The organism is Candidatus Palauibacter sp., assembly GCF_965208055.1.
Taxonomy (GTDB): domain Bacteria; phylum Gemmatimonadota; class Gemmatimonadetes; order Palauibacterales; family Palauibacteraceae; genus Palauibacter.
This window is the reverse complement of the sequence record NZ_CBDBNY010000004.1, coordinates 2,018,549-2,035,896: the sequence shown is the minus strand read 5'-3', so window position 1 is coordinate 2,035,896 and position 17,348 is coordinate 2,018,549. Positions and strand designations below refer to the sequence as shown.

17 protein-coding genes are annotated in these 17,348 nt (G+C 70.2%); 8 read left to right on the top strand and 9 right to left on the bottom strand.

All coding sequences use genetic code 11. The features are described 5' to 3' along the window. Positions 1–5 precede the first annotated feature (5 nt). Positions 6–686, bottom strand: coding sequence for a heme exporter protein CcmB (locus ACOGXI_RS08985; RefSeq protein ID WP_419938522.1), 681 nt, complete (start codon positions 684–686; stop codon positions 6–8). After that, positions 683–1,333, bottom strand: coding sequence for an ATP-binding cassette domain-containing protein (locus ACOGXI_RS08980; RefSeq protein ID WP_419938521.1), 651 nt, complete (start codon positions 1,331–1,333; stop codon positions 683–685). The genes ACOGXI_RS08985 and ACOGXI_RS08980 overlap by 4 nt, the downstream gene beginning before the upstream one ends. A gap of 134 nt (positions 1,334–1,467) precedes the next feature. Here ACOGXI_RS08980 and ACOGXI_RS08975 point away from each other — a divergent pair, with 134 nt between their 5' ends. The 3 genes from ACOGXI_RS08975 to ACOGXI_RS08965 all read left to right on the top strand — a co-directional run bounded on the left by ACOGXI_RS08975 (position 1,468) and on the right by ACOGXI_RS08965 (position 4,077). Next, positions 1,468–2,673 carry a 2,3-bisphosphoglycerate-independent phosphoglycerate mutase gene (locus tag ACOGXI_RS08975; protein WP_419938520.1) on the top strand — a complete coding sequence of 402 codons (1,206 nt, stop codon included), beginning with the start codon at positions 1,468–1,470 and terminating at the stop codon, positions 2,671–2,673. A gap of 200 nt (positions 2,674–2,873) precedes the next feature. Then, the gene (locus ACOGXI_RS08970; RefSeq protein ID WP_419938519.1) at positions 2,874–3,335 is read left to right on the top strand and encodes a carboxypeptidase-like regulatory domain-containing protein; all 462 of its coding nucleotides are present in this window, start codon (positions 2,874–2,876) and stop codon (positions 3,333–3,335) included. Between the two features lie 160 nt (positions 3,336–3,495). Further along, positions 3,496–4,077, top strand: a complete 582-nt coding sequence (locus tag ACOGXI_RS08965) for a hypothetical protein (protein WP_419938518.1) — start codon at positions 3,496–3,498, stop codon at positions 4,075–4,077. A 162-nt stretch (positions 4,078–4,239) separates the two neighbouring features. Here the strand turns inward: ACOGXI_RS08965 and ACOGXI_RS08960 are convergent, their stop codons facing one another. The 3 genes from ACOGXI_RS08960 to ACOGXI_RS08950 form a co-directional block, all read right to left on the bottom strand. After that, complete coding sequence (locus ACOGXI_RS08960; protein WP_419938517.1) at positions 4,240–4,581, bottom strand: SPW repeat domain-containing protein; 342 nt, start codon at positions 4,579–4,581, stop codon at positions 4,240–4,242. Between the two features lie 115 nt (positions 4,582–4,696). After that, positions 4,697–6,961, bottom strand: a complete 2,265-nt coding sequence (locus ACOGXI_RS08955; RefSeq protein WP_419938516.1) for a heavy metal translocating P-type ATPase — start codon at positions 6,959–6,961, stop codon at positions 4,697–4,699. Next, on the bottom strand, positions 6,961–7,296 hold the full coding sequence (locus tag ACOGXI_RS08950; protein ID WP_419938515.1) for a metal-sensitive transcriptional regulator: 336 nt from the start codon (positions 7,294–7,296) through the stop codon (positions 6,961–6,963). The genes ACOGXI_RS08955 and ACOGXI_RS08950 overlap by 1 nt, the downstream gene beginning before the upstream one ends. Positions 7,297–7,439: 143 nt before the next feature. On the opposite strand from ACOGXI_RS08950, the gene ACOGXI_RS08945 reads away from it, so the two are divergent. Then, positions 7,440–8,108: a hypothetical protein gene (locus ACOGXI_RS08945; protein ID WP_419938514.1), complete on the top strand. Its 669-nt coding sequence runs from the start codon at positions 7,440–7,442 to the stop codon at positions 8,106–8,108. 45 nt (positions 8,109–8,153) lie between these two features. Further along, positions 8,154–9,653: a sodium:solute symporter family protein gene (locus tag ACOGXI_RS08940; RefSeq protein WP_419938513.1), complete on the top strand. Its 1,500-nt coding sequence runs from the start codon at positions 8,154–8,156 to the stop codon at positions 9,651–9,653. A 49-nt stretch (positions 9,654–9,702) separates the two neighbouring features. Here ACOGXI_RS08940 and ACOGXI_RS08935 read toward each other — a convergent pair whose 3' ends face one another. Then, on the bottom strand, positions 9,703–10,770 hold the full coding sequence (locus ACOGXI_RS08935; RefSeq protein WP_419938512.1) for a potassium channel family protein: 1,068 nt from the start codon (positions 10,768–10,770) through the stop codon (positions 9,703–9,705). Between the two features lie 5 nt (positions 10,771–10,775). Then, a complete protein-coding gene (locus ACOGXI_RS08930) occupies positions 10,776–12,338 on the bottom strand; it encodes a DbpA RNA binding domain-containing protein (RefSeq protein ID WP_419938511.1) in 1,563 nt (520 codons plus the stop codon). A 252-nt stretch (positions 12,339–12,590) separates the two neighbouring features. Here ACOGXI_RS08930 and ACOGXI_RS08925 point away from each other — a divergent pair, with 252 nt between their 5' ends. Then, complete coding sequence (locus ACOGXI_RS08925) at positions 12,591–13,952, top strand: alanine/glycine:cation symporter family protein (protein WP_419938510.1); 1,362 nt, start codon at positions 12,591–12,593, stop codon at positions 13,950–13,952. Here the strand turns inward: ACOGXI_RS08925 and ACOGXI_RS08920 are convergent. Together ACOGXI_RS08920 and ACOGXI_RS08915 are read right to left on the bottom strand one after the other, a co-directional pair. Beyond that, entirely contained in the window at positions 13,949–14,224 is a 276-nt protein-coding gene (locus ACOGXI_RS08920) for a hypothetical protein (protein WP_419938509.1), read from the bottom strand. The genes ACOGXI_RS08925 and ACOGXI_RS08920 overlap by 4 nt on opposite strands. Before the next feature lie 13 nt (positions 14,225–14,237). Continuing rightward, positions 14,238–14,501: a hypothetical protein gene (locus ACOGXI_RS08915; protein ID WP_419938508.1), complete on the bottom strand. Its 264-nt coding sequence runs from the start codon at positions 14,499–14,501 to the stop codon at positions 14,238–14,240. Between the two features lie 121 nt (positions 14,502–14,622). Between ACOGXI_RS08915 and ACOGXI_RS08910 the strand changes: the two genes are divergently transcribed. Both ACOGXI_RS08910 and serA read left to right on the top strand, forming a co-directional pair. Then, positions 14,623–15,723, top strand: a complete 1,101-nt coding sequence (locus ACOGXI_RS08910; RefSeq protein WP_419938507.1) for a pyridoxal-phosphate-dependent aminotransferase family protein — start codon at positions 14,623–14,625, stop codon at positions 15,721–15,723. Positions 15,724–15,733: 10 nt separating this feature from the next. Beyond that, the gene (serA, locus tag ACOGXI_RS08905) at positions 15,734–17,344 is read left to right on the top strand and encodes a phosphoglycerate dehydrogenase (protein WP_419938506.1); all 1,611 of its coding nucleotides are present in this window, start codon (positions 15,734–15,736) and stop codon (positions 17,342–17,344) included. The last annotated feature ends 4 nt before the right edge of the window (positions 17,345–17,348 follow it).

The window sequence follows — 17,348 nt, the reverse complement described above, 5'->3', positions numbered from 1 at the left end:
CCGCATCACTCCTCGAGGACGACGGGGAAGATCCACAGACAGACCACGAACAGTATCACGTCGTAGGACGCGAGTAACCTCAGCCACCCGCCGGCCCGCCCGAGCGGGTCGCCGGCGAGGAACGCCTCCGTGGCGCCGACGCTGCCGAGGACGACCGGGACGAGGGCGGGGAAGAGGAGGAGCGGCAGCAGGAGTTCGCGCGCCCGCAGGTGGACGGTGAGCGCGGAGAAGAAGGTTCCGATGACGGAGAAGCCGAACGTGCCGAGGGCGGCCACGAGGATGAGCGGGCCGGCCTGCGCGGTGAAGTCGACCTGGTACAGGATCGCGGCGGCGGGGAAGAGGACGACCTCGAGCGCGGCGAGCACGACGAGGTTGCCGGCCAGCTTGCCCAGATAGATGGCGCGCACGTCGCCGGGATAGAGCCGCAGCAGGCGGGATCCGCCCGCGAGTTCCTCGTTCTGGAAGGTCCGGCCCAGGGAGAGGGTGCCGGTGAAGACGATCGCCACCCAAAGGAGACCCCCTGCCAGCCGTTCGAGCAGGTCGTTGTCCACCCCGATGGCGAAGCTGAACATGAAGAGGACGAGCGCGGCGAAGGAGAGCATCGCCGTGAAGCCCTGCCGCGTGCGGGTCTCCGAGAGGATGTCCTTCCACAGGATGGCGGCGGCTCGCCGCGCGAGCGCGCTCACGGGGTCGCGGCGGCCACGCGGCCGCCCACCAGCCGCACGACGTCGTCGGCGTGTCGGGTCGCGTCCTCGACCCGGTGCGAGGCGATGATCACGGCGGCGCCGGCATCGCGCCACCGGCGGACCGCCTCGTGCACGAGGCCCACGCCGTTCTCGTCCAGGCTCACGAAGGGTTCGTCGAGCAGCACCAGTTCCAGCGGACGGAGCCGAAGCCGGGCCAGTTCGAGGCGCCTCCGCATCCCGGTCGACCAGGCGCGCACGGGGATGTCCGCCGCCCCGCCGAGTTCGACCGCGGCCAGCGCGTCGCGCAGGTCGTCGTCCGTGGGTGCCGTCGCGGACATCCGGGCCGCGAAGCGCAGGTTCTCGACCCCCGTCAACTCCTCGTACGCGTGCCCGCCGGCCGTCATGAACGCGGCGCCCGTCCGGATCTCATCTCCGCCCGCGGGGAGGGTGTGACCCAGGACCTCCAGCCGGCCCGCCGTCGGCTTGAGCAGCGTCGAGATGAGGCGGAGGAGCGTCGTCTTGCCCGTCCCGTTGGCGCCGAGCAGCGCGACGACCGCGCCGCGGGGCACGGCGAGATCGACCCCGCGCAGCGCCCAGCGCCGCCCGAAGCGCCGGGTGACGCCCTCCGCGGCGACCGCGGTACTCACGGCCGCGCTCCGCGACCGCGCGCGTTCGGCCGCCCGCCGCGCGCATCCGGCCCCGCCCCGCGATGGTCCGGGACCGCCGATCCGCCCTCTCCGTTTGCTGGCCCGCCACCGGGGGCGCTCATACGTTCCGCCGCATGGAACTCGACCGGATCGCCCGTCTCGCCGGGGGTGGCGGGGGCAAGGTGCTGCTCTACGTGCTCGACGGGTTGGGCGGGCTGCCGCGCGAGCCCAGGGGGCCGACCGAACTCGAGGCCGCGCGCACGCCGCACCTCGACGAACTTGCCCGCGCCGGAACGTGCGGCCTCCACGACCCCGTGGCGCCGGGCATCACGCCGGGCAGCGGCCCCGGCCACCTGGCCCTGTTCGGCTACGATCCCCTCGTGTACGAGACCGGCCGCGGCGTGCTCGAAGCCCTCGGCATCGAATTCCCGCTCGGGCCGGGCGACATCGCCGTGCGCGCCAACTTCTGCACCCTCGACGCCCGGGGCCGGGTGACCGACCGCCGCGCGGGCCGCATCCCGTGCGAGGAAGCCGCCCCCCTGGCCGCCCGGCTCGACGGCATCACGCTCGACGGCGCCCGCTGCTCCGTGCGCCACGTGAAGGAACACCGCTTCGTCCTCGTCCTGCACCCGGACGCACCGGCGGGCGACGCCGTCAACGACACCGACCCCGGCGTCACCGGTCAACCGCCCCGGTCTCCCGCGGCGCGGAACGCGGCGGCCGAACCGACGGCGCGGCTCCTCGCGGCGTGGCTCGAAGCGGCGGGCGAACGGCTCGCCGACCAGCCGCGGGCGAACATGGCGCTCCTGCGAGGCGTCTCCAGCCAGCCCGACTGGCCCCGCTTCGGCGACGTATTCGGCATGCGGGCCGCCGCCGCCGCCGCGTACCCCATGTACCGCGGCGTCGCGCGCCTCGTCGGCATGGAGGCGCGCACGGTGCCCGCCGGCGCGCCCCCGCTCGTCGACGCCCTCAGGGCGCGGTTCACCGAGCAAGATTTCTTCTTCCTTCACTTCAAGCCTCCCGACAAGGCCGGAGAAGACGGCGACTTCGACCGCAAGGTAGCCGCCATCGAGGAGGCGGACGCCATCGTCCCGGACCTCGTCGGCGCGGGACCCGACGTCATCCTCGTGACCGGCGACCACTCGACCCCCTCCATCATGCGCAGCCACAGCTGGCACCCGGTGCCCTTCCTCCTCCACGGCGGCCCGGCCCGCAACGATGCCGCCACCACGTTCGGCGAAACCGCCTGCCGCACCGGCGCCCACGGCCGCGTCCGAGGCTGCGACCTCATGCGCCTCGCCGCGGCCACCGCCGGTCGCCTCGCGAAGTTCGGAGCCTAGCCCGACCGCCCGAATCCGTACAGCCCGAGCGGGTTCTCGGCGGAGGCTCCGGATGATCAAGATTCTTGCGGATTCAAAAAACGACGCCGCGCTCATCGCGGGAGCGGTCGACGGCCCCGGACGCGTCGTGGCGGATGCCGGTCAGTTCACGAACGGCGATGGCCACGTTGAGTGTCTGATTCTCGGAAGGACGAGCGGAGATGCACGGCAACGCGATGAGGTGCCTGGCAGCGCTACTCTGGGTCGCCTGTCAGCAACAACCTGTGGACCTAATAGATGGAGGCTGGGCCGCCAGGCTGATAGCGGGGGTTGTGACGGACTCGGCCGGGGCTCCTGTTGCCGAAGTACACGTGCAGGGGTTCCACACCGACACCGTGGACTTCGAGTGCGATACGTTCCCCTTGCCTCGTGGATTTCGAGGCGGGATTGCGGACGAGAACGGAAAATACACCGCGCGAATCAGTGAGATGCTGTTTACTCGTGGTGCCGGGCAGCGGTGCCTGTTCCTCGAGTTCCTGCCACCGGAGGGGTCCGGGCTGGCGTCTGTATCGATCGACAGCATGCTTATAGATGTCTACGGTTCGCCGGACGACTTTGGAGATCCCGCATGGCGAGCGGATACCTTGTTCGTAAACGTCGCGTTGTCGGCGGTCGCCATTTGATCGTCGGATGCGCCGCAACGGCAGAGTCGATCCCCGAAGCAGGTCCGCGTTCCGCAGCGCGTACGGTGTTCACCGAACGGCGTGCCGCCCCGACACTTGGTGCTGCGACCCTTACTGGGCTAGATTTGGCGGAAATCCGCGAAGAACGGACCCTATCCCCATGCTTCTACGGTTCCTGCTCCTACTCGTACCCCTCTCGTGCGGTGGGTGCAGCATCCTCGATGTCTTGGGCATCACGAACGGGACCCTCCACCTGCCGCTGCCCTTCAGCGGAAGATCCTTCCCTGACGAATACAACTCCATGGAAGACGATCGTGGCCTCGCCGGCCTCCGGGTCGAACTCAGCGGAGCCATTGAGCGCACCTTCACGGCGGAGGACTTTCCGGTCGCACCCTTCTCCGTCCCAGGCAGGGGCCGGGTCTTCGTCGAAGTGTCTCTCCTCTTCAACGGTGAACCGCGCGCCTCCGGCCCAATTGCAGGGGGCCAGGCACAGTGGGTGCTTGAGCCGGATAGGAAGTGGACGCTCGAGTTCCGTCGGAGCGAATATCCGCCTGCCCCCTACATCCCCGACCATCCCCCCGACCAGCCTCCCGACGAGCGGACAGAGTTTTGCAGCTGGCCGACGTGCCGGGAGTACTGGGGCTTCGAAATCGCCCCCCGCTTTCGCAACTACGACGAAGAGGCGCTCTGGATGGTGTTGCAGTCAGACGTACGTTGCCCCGAAGGCGAGGTCTGCTTTTAGCAGGCCGTGGAAGAAGTGGTTGCCGGCGCGGCCGACCGTGGAAGCGGCAATTGGCGGTTGATTCGGGTGTTGTCATGCAAGAGGCGGTCCGGGGGGTGTTGAGGCGGTAAGGGCTTGGGAGCGGACCGTCGCTGACCCACATTCCCGCGGGAACGTCCGGACTCAGGCGGCGCTGTGCGCCTCGTCGGAGTGTTCGATTCCCGCCCCGCCCATCGCGGTGCCGGTGCCGACGGTGATGACGCCGAAGATGAGGTCGTTGAACAGGGCCTGCGCGTTCGCGAGATACCCGTGGATGAAGGGCGACAGCATGCTGTAGGCGCCGAGGGCGATGAGTCCCCAGCCGCTGATCCGGTTGATGCCGAGGTTGAAGGTGATGGTGACGACGAGGATGGAACCGCCGAGCACCACGCTGTGCCACCACAGGAAACCGAACGGATATCCCCAGATGAACGGGGCGCCCAGGAACCAGAGTCCCAATGCGAGACCGACCCAGCGTGAGGCCATCGAACCTCTCTCGGAAGCAAACGGATGAACCCGAACGGACGGCGCCTATGATGCGCCCCGACAGCGACGAAGGCAACGTCGCGGCGCATGACGCGGGGTCGCCCGAAACGGGTCGCTACAGCCGGGTGCGGCGGAGGCGGTTCGCGTTCGTGACGACGGAGATCGAACTCAGCGCCATCGCGGCCTCCGCGATGACGGGGTGGAGAAGGCCGAGGAAGGCGACCGGGATCGCGACGACGTTGTAGACGTAGGCCCAGAAGAGGTTCTCCCGGATCTTGCGGAAGGTGGCGCGGGCGAGCTTCGTCGCGCGCAGCACGGAGCGCAGATCTCCCTGCACGAGGGTGATGTCCGCGGCTTCGATCGCGATGTCGGTGCCGGTCCCCACCGCGATGCCGACGTCGGCGGCCTTTAGGGCCGGGGCGTCGTTGATCCCGTCGCCGACGAAGGCCACGGTGCGGCCCTCGGCGCGGAGTTGCCGCACGGCCTCGACCTTGTCGGCGGGGAGCAGCCCGGCCCGGAAGTCGTCGATGCCGAGATGCTCGGCGACGGCGGCCGCCACGGCTTCATGATCGCCGGTGAGCATCACGGTCCTGAAGCCGCGGCGGCTCAGCTCGAGGAGGGTTTCCCGCGCGTCCTCCTTCACCGGGTCGGCGATCGCGAGCGCGCCGAGCAGCCGCCCGCCGGCGGCCACCCAGGCGGTCGTGCGCGCGTCGTCGCCGAGACGCCGCTCGACCCGGGCGATGTCCTCGTCCGGGATGCCTTCCCCGCGCAGCAGCCGCGCGCTCCCCACGACGACGGGGGCGCCGTCCACGTGGCCGACGATGCCCATCCCGATGCGGGCCTCCACGTCGGCCGCACGGGAGCAGGGGATGCCGCGAAGCCGCGCCTCGTCGACGACGGCGCGGGCGAGCGGATGCTCCGAAGCGTCTTCGACCGCGGCCGCGAGCCCGAGCACGCGCGCCTCGGTGTCGGCCGTACGGTCGCCGGCCGCGAAGATCTCGACCACGCGAGGGGCGCCGCGGGTCAGCGTGCCCGTCTTGTCGAACACGAGCGTGTCCGCCCGGTCCAGCGTCTGGACGGCGGCCCCGTCCCGGATGAGGACGCCGCGGGTGGCTCCGACGCCGGTCCCGACCATGAGCGCCGTCGGGGTGGCGAGCCCGAGCGCGCAAGGGCAGGCGATGACGAGTACCGCGACCGCGGCGTAGAGCGCGAGGGAGAGGCGGCCCAACTCCGGGTTCACCCACGGGACGAACCCCGAGGCCCAGCGCGCCGCGTCCGTGAAGACTCCGGGCAGGGCGAACCAGCCCGCGAAGGCCGCCAGCGCGACGACGAGGATGACGGGCACGAAGATGGCGGTCACCCGGTCCGCGAACTCCTGGATCGGGACCTTGCTCGCCTGCGCCTCCTCCACGAGACGGATGACGTTCGACAGGAACGTGTCCTCGCCCACGCCCGTCGCCCGCACGCGGAGCGCGCCGGAGTGATTGACGGTCGAACCGAGGACGGAAGACCCGGGCTCCTTCTCGACCGGGATCGACTCGCCCGTCGCGAGCGATTCATCGACCGCGCTCCTCCCCTCGAGGACGACGCCGTCCGTCGGGATCTTCTCGCCCGGGCGGATGATCATCACGTCGCCCACCGCGACCTCACGGGTCGGAACCTCGAGTTCGGCGCCCTCCCGCTCGACGCGGGCTGTCGGCGCCTCGAGCGACAGCAGGGCCTGGATCGCCGATGAGGAACGCCCGCGCGCTTTCGCCTCCACGAATCGTCCCGTGAGGTGGATGGCGGCGATCATCGCGCCCACCGGAGCGAAGTTCATGATCATCGGGGCGAACCCGAGGACGTGAAGGACGGCCCACACGCCCGTGAGCACGGAAACGCCCGCCCCGAGCGCGATGAGGACGTCCATGTTCGGCATCCGGCCGCGCGCCGAGCGCCACGCGCCGCGCAGGGTCGGACCCCCCGGGCCCGCGAGGACGGCGGCCCCGAGCAGCGTGACGCCCAAGTCGAAAACGAGGGGCGACGGCCAGCGCACCCCGGCGAACATCTCCGGCAGCATCCACACCATGGCCGGGACGGTGAGCGCCCACGCGGTCCACATAGCCCGCCACGCTTCACGGGAGCGGGCCTCCGTCTCCGCAAGGCGCGAACGCTCGGCCGCCCCGCGGTCGGCCTCCGCGATGGGTTCGATCTCGTAGCCGGCCCCCTCCACGGCGGCGGCGAGTTCCTCGAAGCTCACGTCGCGGGCGAATGTCAGCGTCGCCGACTCGGCCGGCAGGCTCACCGAAGCCTCCACGCCGTCGACCGCGTTGAGGCTCTTCTCCACCGAGCCGACGCAACCGGCACAGTGCATGCCGGCGATCCGATAGATCTTACGCATCATTTGCCGGCGAAGCGCATGAACAGATCCGCGATCTCCGCGCGCACTCCCGCCGCGGCGTCGCCGCCTTCCTCGATGGCATGGGTGGCGCAGCGCTCGAGGTGGTTCAGCAGGAGTTCCTTCTCGGCCGCGCGGAGCGCGGAGTGAACGGCGGCGAACTGCTGCAGGATGTCCGGACAGTACCGCTCATCCTCCACCATGCGGGCGATGCCCCCGACCTGTCCCCGGATACGGGCCAACCGACGGCCGAGGTCGTTTTTCGTCCCCTCCGCGATCCCCATCGCATGCGGCCCCGCATCGCTCACCGCCACTCGCTCCACGCTCGCGTCCATCATCGACCGCTCATCCGAGTCGATCGTTCCCTGTGTCGGATATACTATACAGGAGTATTGTATCATCGGCAAGCGGCGAGGCGCGCCGACAGATCCGGTGCGTCGGCGGTGGCGGCGTTTCGCCGGGGGCTGCTAAACTCAGGGCCATGTTCAGGAAACTCAGGCAGATGGTCGACGAGGCGCTCGACCGGATGGAAGCGAAGCAGCCCGGCGCGTCCGAGGACGACATCGACCGCGTCATCCGCGCCATGCGCCAGGAACTCGTCGATACGCGGGCACGGATCTCCGAACTCGAGGGGCTGCTCGAGTCACAGGTGCGTCAGGCCGACCGGGAGAAGGAGGCGGCGCGGGTCGCGGAACGGCGGGCGGCGAAGGCGGCCGAGATCGGGGACGCCGAGACGGTCGAGGTCGCGCAGCGGTTCGCGGAGCGGCACCGGCAGCGGCTCGAGGTCCTCGTCATCAAGGCCGAGGGGACGCAGGCCGAACTCCAGCAGCAGCAGGCCGAGGCCGCGCAGGGCGTGGAACAGCTGAAGAGCGCCATGGCGCGGCGGGATTCGCTCAGCGTGCAGCAACGGCGCGCGAAGGCGATCCAGCACTCCTCCGACCGGTACGACTCCGCGGACGCGTTCGACCGCATGGCGGAGAAGATGGAGGGAAGCAGCGACCTCGACGACGCGCGCCGCCAGGTGGAGGAAGCGCTCGACCCGATGGCCGGCGCACCGCAGCGGGACTTCGTGGCCGAGCGGGAGCTGCGGGAGGCGCGGGCCGACGCGATGCTCGAGGAGTTGAAGCGCCGGATGTCGAAGGGGGAGTAGCCACGCAGTAGCCACCCAGTAGCCACTCTGGAGACCGGAGGACCGATGGACCTGCTGACGATTGCCGTCTTCGGCTACCCGCTCGTCCTCATCGGGATCGGCGTGTGGCGCTCCAGGCAGATCAAGAGCCACGCGGACTTCATGGTGGCGGGCCGGAACGTGCCGGTGGCGCTCCTCGTGGGCACGCTCATCTGCACCTGGATCGGGTCGGGGTCGCTCTTCGGCGGAGCCGGGCTGGCCTACCGCACGGGCATCGCGGAACTGTGGTTCTCCTTCGGCGCCTGGGTCGGTCTGCTCGTCGCCTTCTACCTCGCGCCCCGCGTGCGCTCGATCGCGAAGTACACCGTCCCGGACCTCCTCGAACAGCGCTACAACGCGGCGGCGCGCATCCTCGGCACGGTCGCGATCATCCTCGCCTACGTCACGATCGCCGCCTACCAGTTCCGGGGCGGCGGCTGGATCCTGAGCATCGTCACCGACGGCGCGATCTCGCCCACGACGGGCATGTACATCACGGCGATCACCATCGTCCTCTTCACGGCGCTCGCGGGCATGGTGTCGATCGTCTCCGTGGACCTCCTGAACGGAATCATCATCACCCTCGGCATCGTCATCGGCCTGCCCTATCTGGTGTTTGCCAACGGCGGGGTCGGGGAGATCGCCGCCGCACTGCCGGAACAGCATCTCACGGTGCTCGGGGGCCACAACTTCCTCTGGGTGCTCGGTGTCGCCCTGCCCACATTCCTCCTCATCCTGGGCGAGAGCGGGATGTACCAGAAGTTCTTCTCCGCCAAGGACGCCGGGTCGGCGAAGAAGGCCGTCGTCGGCATGTTCCTCGGGGTCGTCTTCATCGAGACGTCGCTTGCCCTGATCGCGATCGTGGGACGCGCGGTGTACCCCGAGCTGGCGGATCCGGAGCAGGTGTCGCTGGTGGGGCGTGCCGCGTCGGAGACGATCATCCTTCACATCGCGGCCAACGGTCTGCCGATCTTCGCGGGCGCCATCCTGCTCGCGGCGGCGGTCGCGATCGTGCTCTCGACGGGGAACACGTTCCTGCTCGTGCCGTCCACCAACGTGAGCCGCGACCTGTACGAGCGGTTCGTCGACCCGGATGCCAGCGAACGTACGAAACTGTGGTTGCAGCGCGGTTGCATCTTCGCGTTCGGCGGTCTGGGGCTCTTCCTGCTCACCCAGTTCGACACGGTGCTCCAGATGGCGCTGTACGCCTACTCGCTGGTCGGGGCCAGCCTCACGCCCGCGCTGCTCGCCGCCTTTCTGTGGCGCCGCGTGACGCCGCAGGGTGGCGTGGCGTGCATCGCCGGAGGGATCGGCAGCATCGTCGGGATCACGCTCCTGTCCCGGTTCGGCGTGAATTTCACCGCCACGATCGGGGGGACCGCATTCGATTTCGCTTCGAGCGACTACATCGTGATCCCTGGGGTCCTCATCTCGCTCAGCCTCCTGATCGCGGTGAGCCTGCTCACGTCGGCCTCTCCCGAGGAGAAGTGGGCGCCCTTCTTCCAGGAGAATCCCGAGAAGCTCTGATCCTGCCGGGTGTGCGCGTCAGGTCAGCCTCGGGTCGGGGCGGCCTGCGTCAGCTCAGGAGGCGGTGGAGTTCGGGGAACTTGGGGGGCGGACCCAGGACGACCAGGAGATCTCCGGGCCGCACCCTCTCGTCCGGTCCCGGGTTGTAGAGGAAGCGATCGCCGCCGTCGCGATCGCCTTCTCCGCGCTGGATGGCGACGACCAGGAGCCCGGTTCTGGCCGGGATCTGCGCCTCGGCCAGCGTGAGTCCCGCGACTTCCGAGGTCTCCGCCACCGACGCCTGCTCCAGGAGCAGGCCCATGCCGTCTCCGGAGGTCTCGGTATCGACGAAGAGCGTGACGTTGGGACGCAGGACGAGGGAGGCCATCTGGATTCCGCCCGTCGCATTGGGCGTGACGACGCGGTCGGCGCCGGCCTTCCTGAGCTTGCTCACAGATTCCTCGGAACGCGCCCGCCCCACGATGGTCAGATTCGGATTCAGCTCGCGCGCCGCCAGGCACACGAAGGCGTTGTCGGTGTCCGCGCTCAACGCGGCGATGAGCCCGCGCGCCCGGTCGATCCCCGCCGCCATCAGAGCGTCGTCGTCCGTCGCATCCCCTTCGATGATCAGTGCGTCCGGGTCGACGTTCCGCGCGTCCGCGGCGTGCGCGGGGTTGCTCTCGACCGCGACGTAAGGGGTGCCGCGGGCGACGAGCCTTCCTAGCGCCGCGAGGCCCGTGCGGCCCGCGCCGCACAGGATCACATGGTCCCGGGTGGAGTCGATCCTCTTCATTGTTTTGCGCCTCTTGAATGCCTGGGCCAGATCCATCTCGACGAGGGTGGCGGTGATGAGGGCGAACCAGACCGCGAGGGTGATGATGCCGCCGGCGATCATGAAGCTCGCGAACACGCGGCCGCCGTCGGTCAGCGTCTGGATTTCGCCGTACCCGACCGCCGAGACCGTGATCACGGTCATGAAGAACGCGTCCGACAGGCTGTACCCGGGCATGAGGGAGAAACCGACCGTCCCCACGACCGAGAGACCTCCCGTGAAGAGGAGGGCTCCGAGGAGGCGGCCCCGGAACTGGCTGAAGTCGAACAGGCGCCGCATCAGGCCGATCGGGCTCCTCGGGCTCATCGGGCTTACCGGGTCTCGCGGTCCAGGCGGGCGACGACCTGCCGGCCCTTGATCTGGCTGCCGTCGAGGCCCCGGACGACTTCGTCGGCCATCAGGGAGTCGATGTCGACGAGGGTGAAGTTCTGCCGGATGTCGATGCGTCCGATCTGTCCGCCGGCGGCGGATGTCTCGCCGGTGATGGCGCCGACGAGGTCGCCGGGGCCGGCGCCGTCGCGCCTGCCGACGCCGACGAAGACCTTGGTCCATGTCGGCCGCGTGGCGCGCTGGGCGCTCCTGTCGGGCGGTGTGCCCGCGCGGTCGCGGGTCGGCCCGTCGCGGGTCGGGCCATCGCCGGGTGCCGCGTCGCCGGTCCGATGGGCCGGCCGGTCCACCCCGCGGAGGAGTCCGGCCAGGGCGGCGGCCACGCGCGCGGCGCCGTGCTCTTCAATGAGCGGGGCGAGGAGGAGTGCACCGCTCGCGAGATCCTGCTGCTCGAGGGCGTCGGAGACGCGGGTCCGGAAGGCGGCCACGTCGTCCATGAGCGCGGGGTCCGCGGGATCGCCCAGGGGCGCGGCCTGCAGCCCGGCCCGCAATGCCGTCAGCTCGAGCTGCCGCTCGTGCAGCGTGTCGACGATGGCGTAACAGCGCTCGGCCGTTGCCGCCGCGCGGGCGAGGAGCTCCGGCGCCGGCGGCAGTTCGAACGCGACGGCATGGGCGGCGGGGTCGACATCGCCCCACGCCCCGACCCGCACCGCGGCAGCGCCGTCCGTTTCGGCCGCTTCGGCTCCCTCGGAGTCGGCAACTTGCAGCCCGGCTAGCGACAGCGCCGTGCTCACCTGGGCGACGGCGGTGGCGGGCGCCTCGACGCTGACGGCGGTGGCCGCGCCGGCCCGCGTGATGTCGTGAAGCAATTCGGCCAGACGGGCCAGCCGGCCCTCGCGCGTCGCCCGGCTCGCGACGGCGATCGGAGTGCCCGCCACGCGGCCGCCCGCCGACGCCCCGGCCCGCGGCTCGGCGAACAGTTCCTTCGGCCAGCGGCGCGCGCGCGGCAGCCAGCGTTCGATCAACTCGTCGAACGCCGCATCGCGAGCGTGGGTCGTCGCGATCCGACGGGCCCCCTCGCCCGAGGTCTGCACCACGGCCTCGACGGCGGCCCGCGCCGGCTCGAGCGCACGCACGTCGTCGAGGACCAGGGTGCACAGCGCCCCCGCCGGAATGTCCCCCCTTCGCACCCCTTCCAATAGCGCGGCCGGAGGCCCGAGGAGGATCGGGGCCCGCGAGATCGCCCCGGCGGCGGCGCCCGGCACGACGACGACCTCATGCCCGGCGGCGCGGGCCGCGGCATGCATGCGCGACGCGCAACGCCGCGCGCGGTCCACGGTGGCGGTGAGCACGAAGGCGCGTCCGCCCGCCTCGCCCGCGGCAAGATCCCGCACGGCGGCGGCCGCGTAGAGCGGCGCGAGGCCCGCCCCCTCGGCGGCAATGAGCGCGATGTGGCGTCCCCGCTCGATCGCGCCCGAGAGGGTCTCGAGCGTCTCCGGAGACGGCGGGGCCGTTCCCGCCGCGGGTTCCGACTGGTCCTGGTTCAAGAGCGGGATCCCAAGAAACGGATTGGACAAGGGGTCGTGCACGGGCCTTCGCCCATCGGTGGGAAGGTACTCAAGGCGTCCGTCCGTCCAAAGTGGACCCGGCGTGGAGGCGGCGTAGACACGCGGTGGGCCCGGGCACCGAGCGCCATGCCCGTCCCGTTGCGTTGACGGCGGCTCGGAGGCGCGTCTAACGTCACGGCCCGCTCGCCGCGGCCGTCCGGCGCGCGCTCCCCCGATGACGTCCAGTACGAGGTGACCGCAATTTCCGCAGTCGGAACCCTGGAGGCGATTCAGGCCTGGGTGTGGGGCGTCCCCCTCATCATCCTCCTCCTCACCACGGGCCTCGTGTACACGCTGCTGCTGCGGGGCCTCCAATTCCGCCGCCTGTGGCACGCGCTCGGGCTGGCGCTCGTCAAGCGCCGCGAACCCGGCGGCGAGGGCGACATCTCGCACTTCCAGGCGCTCATGACCGCGCTGGCCGCAACGGTCGGCACCGGGAACATCGTGGGCGTCGCGACCGCCATCGGCGCGGGCGGCCCCGGGGCGCTCTTCTGGATGTGGGTGACGGGACTCCTCGGGATGGCGACGAAGTATGCGGAAGCGGTGCTCGGCGTCCGCTACCGGGAGACCGACTCCCGGGGCGAGAAGGCGGGCGGCCCCATGTACTACCTCGAGCACGGCCTCGGCCGGGGCGGGCTCGGCCGCGGCCTGGCGATCGCCTTCGCGCTCTTCGCGACGCTCGCGGCGTTCGGCATCGGAAACGGCGTCCAGTCCCAGGCGGTGGCGGACGCGATGAACGAATCGTTTCGGTTGCCGCACTGGGTCACGGGTCTCGCCACGGCGGGCGCCGTCGGGCTCGTCATCATCGGAGGGATCCGGTCCATCGGGCGCGTGGCGAGCGTCATCGTGCCGACGATGATCGTCCTCTACATGGGTGTCGCCGGGATCGTCCTCCTGTCCAACGCGGCGGAGATCCCCGCGGCTTTCCGGCTCGTGTTCGAGCACGCGTTCGGGGGGCGCGCGGTGGCCGGCGGGGCCCTGGGCTACACGGTCCTCCAGGCGATGCGCTTCGGGGTCGCGCGCGGCATCTTCTCGAACGAATCGGGGCTCGGCACGGGGGCGATCGCCGCGGCGGCGGCGCAGACGCGCGAGCCCGTGCGGCAGGCCCTCGTCTCCATGACACAGACGTTCATCGACACCATCGTCGTCTGCACCTTCACGGGACTCGCGATCCTCACGACGGGGGCGTGGCAGTCGGGCGCCGAGGGCGCGAACATGACGCAATTGGCCTTCGACACGAGTCTTCTCGCGGGCGCGGGGGACATCATCGTCGCGCTCAGCCTCGCGACCTTCGCCTTCAGCACGATGCTCGGGTGGTCCTACTATGGGGAACGGAGCTTCGCCTACCTCTTCGGCGAACGCGTGATCCGCCCCTATCGGCTGGCCTTCGTGCTCGTCGTCGGGTTCGCGGCGGTCGTGGAACTCGATGTCGTGTGGCTGATCTCCGACATCCTCAACGGCCTCATGGCGGCGCCGAACCTGCTGGGCCTCCTGCTCCTGTCAGGCGTCGTATGGCGGGAGACGCGGAGCTACTTCAACCGCCCGTCCCGCTAGCCCCGGAAGGGCGGGTAGTGCCCGAGGTCGTAGGCCCGAATCGAGAGGACGCCGCGCGACGCAATCCCCACCTCCGCGAGGGTGCGCGTCTCATCGCGGATGCGGCGCTCGGAAAACTCGGTGTAGAAGTCGCCGGGGTCGTCCGAGGAGCGCTGGAGCATCGCGCGGATGCCGAAGGCCTTGGCGTCTGCGACAGTCGTGTCGGCCGGTATTTCGGCCACGTGCTCGAGCCAGCGATCGGGCATGATGAGGCGTACCGTGATGGCGTTCATGCGGCCTCCGGTGTCAATGGACGTTCCGGAGCGTGTAGAGGAAACGCTTCGCGAGGTCGGTCACGTCGAGGCCCACGACGCGATCCGTCTCCACCCGGACATTCGTGTGCCCTCCCGCCCGGTCGACCGCGAACCTCGCGAGGCCGATTTCCCCGGCGAAGGTGACGGATGCCTCCGTCTCCTCGCGCACGGCGAGCCCGGAATGCCGGCCGAAGAACGTCTTGGCGCGGTCGAGGACATCTTCCGGAGACAGGTCGGTGATTGTGACGTATCGCATGTGTGAACCCCTTGGTCGGGCCGCAAAATCCCGCCGTCCCGGCGGCGCGTCAACCGGACGCTTCCAGAACCGCGCGGGACCGATTGGCCACAGGCGTCCGGGGACGATACCATCTCCCGCCATGAACCCACCAATCTCGTTCGGCCGCTTCTTTCTTCCCGGCCCGACCGAAGTGCCTCCGGACCTGTTCGACGCCATGCGGCGGCCCGTCGCCGGGCACCGGAGCGCCGAGGTCTCGGGCCTCATCGAAGCGATGCAGCCTGCCGCGTCGCGACTCTTCCGGACATCGCGTCCGGTGTATCTGTCGACATCGTCCGCGACCGGCATGATGGAAGCCGCCATCACGAACCTCACGCGCCGCCGCGTCCTCTGCCTCACGAACGGATCGTTCAGCAAGCGGTTCCACGCGATCGCCGAAGCGACGGGGCGCCCCGCGGACGCGCTCGAGGCGGAGTGGGGCGAACCGAACCTGCCGGAACGGCTGCGCGATGCGCTCTCCGCGGCGCCCGGCCGGTACGATCTCGTCACCGTCGTCCACTCGGAGAGTTCGACCGGCGTCCTCAATCCGCTGGAGGAACTCGCCGCCGTCGTCCACGAGTTCGACGACGTGCTGATCGCCGTCGACACGGTCTCCTCCCTGGCCGGGGCGCCGGTGAAGACCGACGAGTGGGGACTGGATTTCGTCCTCACGGGGTCGCAGAAGGCGGTGGCCCTGCCGCCGGGTCTCGCGCTGGCCGTCGCCTCCGAGCGGGCGCTCGCCCGCGCACGGGAGGTCGAACACCGGGGCTTCTACTTCGACATCCTCAAGTTCGAGAAGAACCTCGAGCGCTGGCAGACGCCGAACACGCCGGCCGTCTCGCTCCTCTTCGCTCTCGAGCGGCAACTGGACCGGATGATGGAGGAAGGGCTGGAGGCGCGTTGGGAGCGTCACGATGCCATGGCCCGCCGGACGTACGAATGGGTGGACCATACGGCCGCGCGAACGGGCCGGTCGTGGCATGTGCTCGCGCCCGCGGGCTACCGCTCGCCGTGCGTGACCGTCATCATGCTTCCCGATGGTTTGACGGGTCCCGAAGTCGTCTCCCGCGCGCTGGCGCACGGATACACGGTGGCCGCGGGCTACGGCCCCCTGAAACAGCCGTCGTTCCGGATCGGACACATGGGCGAGCACACTATCGACGAGTTGGAGGCGCTTCTGGCCGTCCTCGACGAAGTCCTTTGAGCGAGAATCCGTGAGCGATTCGAACGGGAGCGACCTTCGCGTCATCATCGCGGACCCCCTCCTCCCGGACGGGATCGAGACGCTGCGGGCCGCCCCCGGGCTCGTAGTCGAGGATCACACGGAATCGGATCGCGAAGCGCTCCGCAGCGCACTCGAAGGCGCATCGGCGCTCATCGTGAGGTCCCGCACCAAGGTCACCCCGGACCTCATCGAGTCCGCCGACCGGCTTAGAGTCGTGGGGCGTGCCGGCGTGGGCGTGGACAACATCGACATCCCCGCCGCCACGCGGCGCGGCATCGCCGTGCTCAACGCGCCCGCCGCGAACACGCAGTCCACCGCCGAACTCGCCTTCGCTCTGCTCCTCGCCGCGGCCCGCCGGATCACGGAGGCGGACGCGAGCATCCGCGCCGGGGAATGGAGACGCAAGGAGCTGCGGGGCATACAGTTGAGCGGGAAGACGCTCGGCGTGATCGGGCTTGGGCGGATCGGAGCGGAGGTCGTGTGGCGGGCGCGCGCGTTCGGGATGCGCGTCGTGGCCCACGATCCCTTCGTGAGCGCCGACCGTGCAAGCGATCTGGGGGTGGAACTCGCCAGCCTCGAGGAACTCCTTCCGACGTGCCACGCGATTACGGTGCACGTCCCCCTCTCCGACGAAAACCGCGGGTTCATCGGCCGCGGGGAACTCGCGGCCATGCGCCCGGGCTCGATTCTGGTGAACGCCGCGCGGGGCGGGCTCGTGGACGAGGCGGCGTTGGCCGAGGCGCTCGCCAGCGGTCATCTCGGAGCCGCCGGCCTCGACGTGTTCGAGACGGAACCGCTCCCCGCCGACAGCCCGCTGCGGGACGCCCCTCAACTCGTGTTCAGCCCGCATCTGGGCGCGTCCACGTACGAAGCCCAGCGTCAGGTCTCCCGACAGATCGCCGTCTCCGTGCGTGACGCACTCGTCGAGGGCGACTACAGCGCCGCGCTGAACGCTCCCTTCGAAGCCGAGGATCGCGACGGGGCGGGACCCATCATGGATCTCGGGTACCGGCTGGGACGCCTCCTGGCCGGAATCGAGGACGCACCCCCCAACCGGATCGACGTGCACTACGGAGGACCGCAGGACGGCGTGCTCGGACCCCTCGCGGCGAGCGTCGCCGTCGGGTTCCTCGAACGCCGGGTCGATCCCCCCCTCAACGTCGTGAACGCCCTGTCGATCGCGGCGGAACGGGGTCTGGAGATCGTGCGCGTACGTACGCAGGCCGTGGGCGACTACACGAACTACGTGGAACTCTCCGCGGCATCGGGGCGACGCAGGGGAAGGGTTGTGGGCGGCGCCCTCATGGGATCCCGGATGGAACCGCGCATTGTGCGCGTCGGAACCTTCCGCATCGAGACGGAGCCCCGCGGCACCTGCCTCCTCATCCGCAATCGTGACCAGCCGGGGGTGATCGGCGCCGTGGGGACGGTGCTCGGCGAGGTGCACGCGAACATCGCCGAGTACCACCTTGCGCGGCGAAAGGGCGGCGGCCAGTCCTTCGGCGTGGTGAGGATCGACGGCGAACTGCCGGCGGAGACGCTGCGCGCGCTGGAGGGCCTCGAAGGAGTCGAAGAGGTACGCCAGGTCAACTTCGACTGACGCC

Coding starts and splice junctions, on each gene's coding strand:
- ACOGXI_RS08940 (WP_419938513.1), top strand. CDS start 8,154: ATGGACCTGCTGACGATTGCCGTCTTCGGCTACCCGCTCGTCCTCATC.
- ACOGXI_RS08935 (WP_419938512.1), bottom strand. CDS start 10,770: ATGAGCCCGAGGAGCCCGATCGGCCTGATGCGGCGCCTGTTCGACTTC.
- ACOGXI_RS08965 (WP_419938518.1), top strand. CDS start 3,496: ATGCTTCTACGGTTCCTGCTCCTACTCGTACCCCTCTCGTGCGGTGGG.
- ACOGXI_RS08915 (WP_419938508.1), bottom strand. CDS start 14,501: ATGCGATACGTCACAATCACCGACCTGTCTCCGGAAGATGTCCTCGAC.
- ACOGXI_RS08970 (WP_419938519.1), top strand. CDS start 2,874: ATGCACGGCAACGCGATGAGGTGCCTGGCAGCGCTACTCTGGGTCGCC.
- ACOGXI_RS08920 (WP_419938509.1), bottom strand. CDS start 14,224: ATGAACGCCATCACGGTACGCCTCATCATGCCCGATCGCTGGCTCGAG.
- ACOGXI_RS08950 (WP_419938515.1), bottom strand. CDS start 7,296: ATGATGGACGCGAGCGTGGAGCGAGTGGCGGTGAGCGATGCGGGGCCG.
- ACOGXI_RS08960 (WP_419938517.1), bottom strand. CDS start 4,581: ATGGCCTCACGCTGGGTCGGTCTCGCATTGGGACTCTGGTTCCTGGGC.
- ACOGXI_RS08945 (WP_419938514.1), top strand. CDS start 7,440: ATGTTCAGGAAACTCAGGCAGATGGTCGACGAGGCGCTCGACCGGATG.
- ACOGXI_RS08910 (WP_419938507.1), top strand. CDS start 14,623: ATGAACCCACCAATCTCGTTCGGCCGCTTCTTTCTTCCCGGCCCGACC.
- ACOGXI_RS08955 (WP_419938516.1), bottom strand. CDS start 6,961: ATGCGTAAGATCTATCGGATCGCCGGCATGCACTGTGCCGGTTGCGTC.
- ACOGXI_RS08975 (WP_419938520.1), top strand. CDS start 1,468: ATGGAACTCGACCGGATCGCCCGTCTCGCCGGGGGTGGCGGGGGCAAG.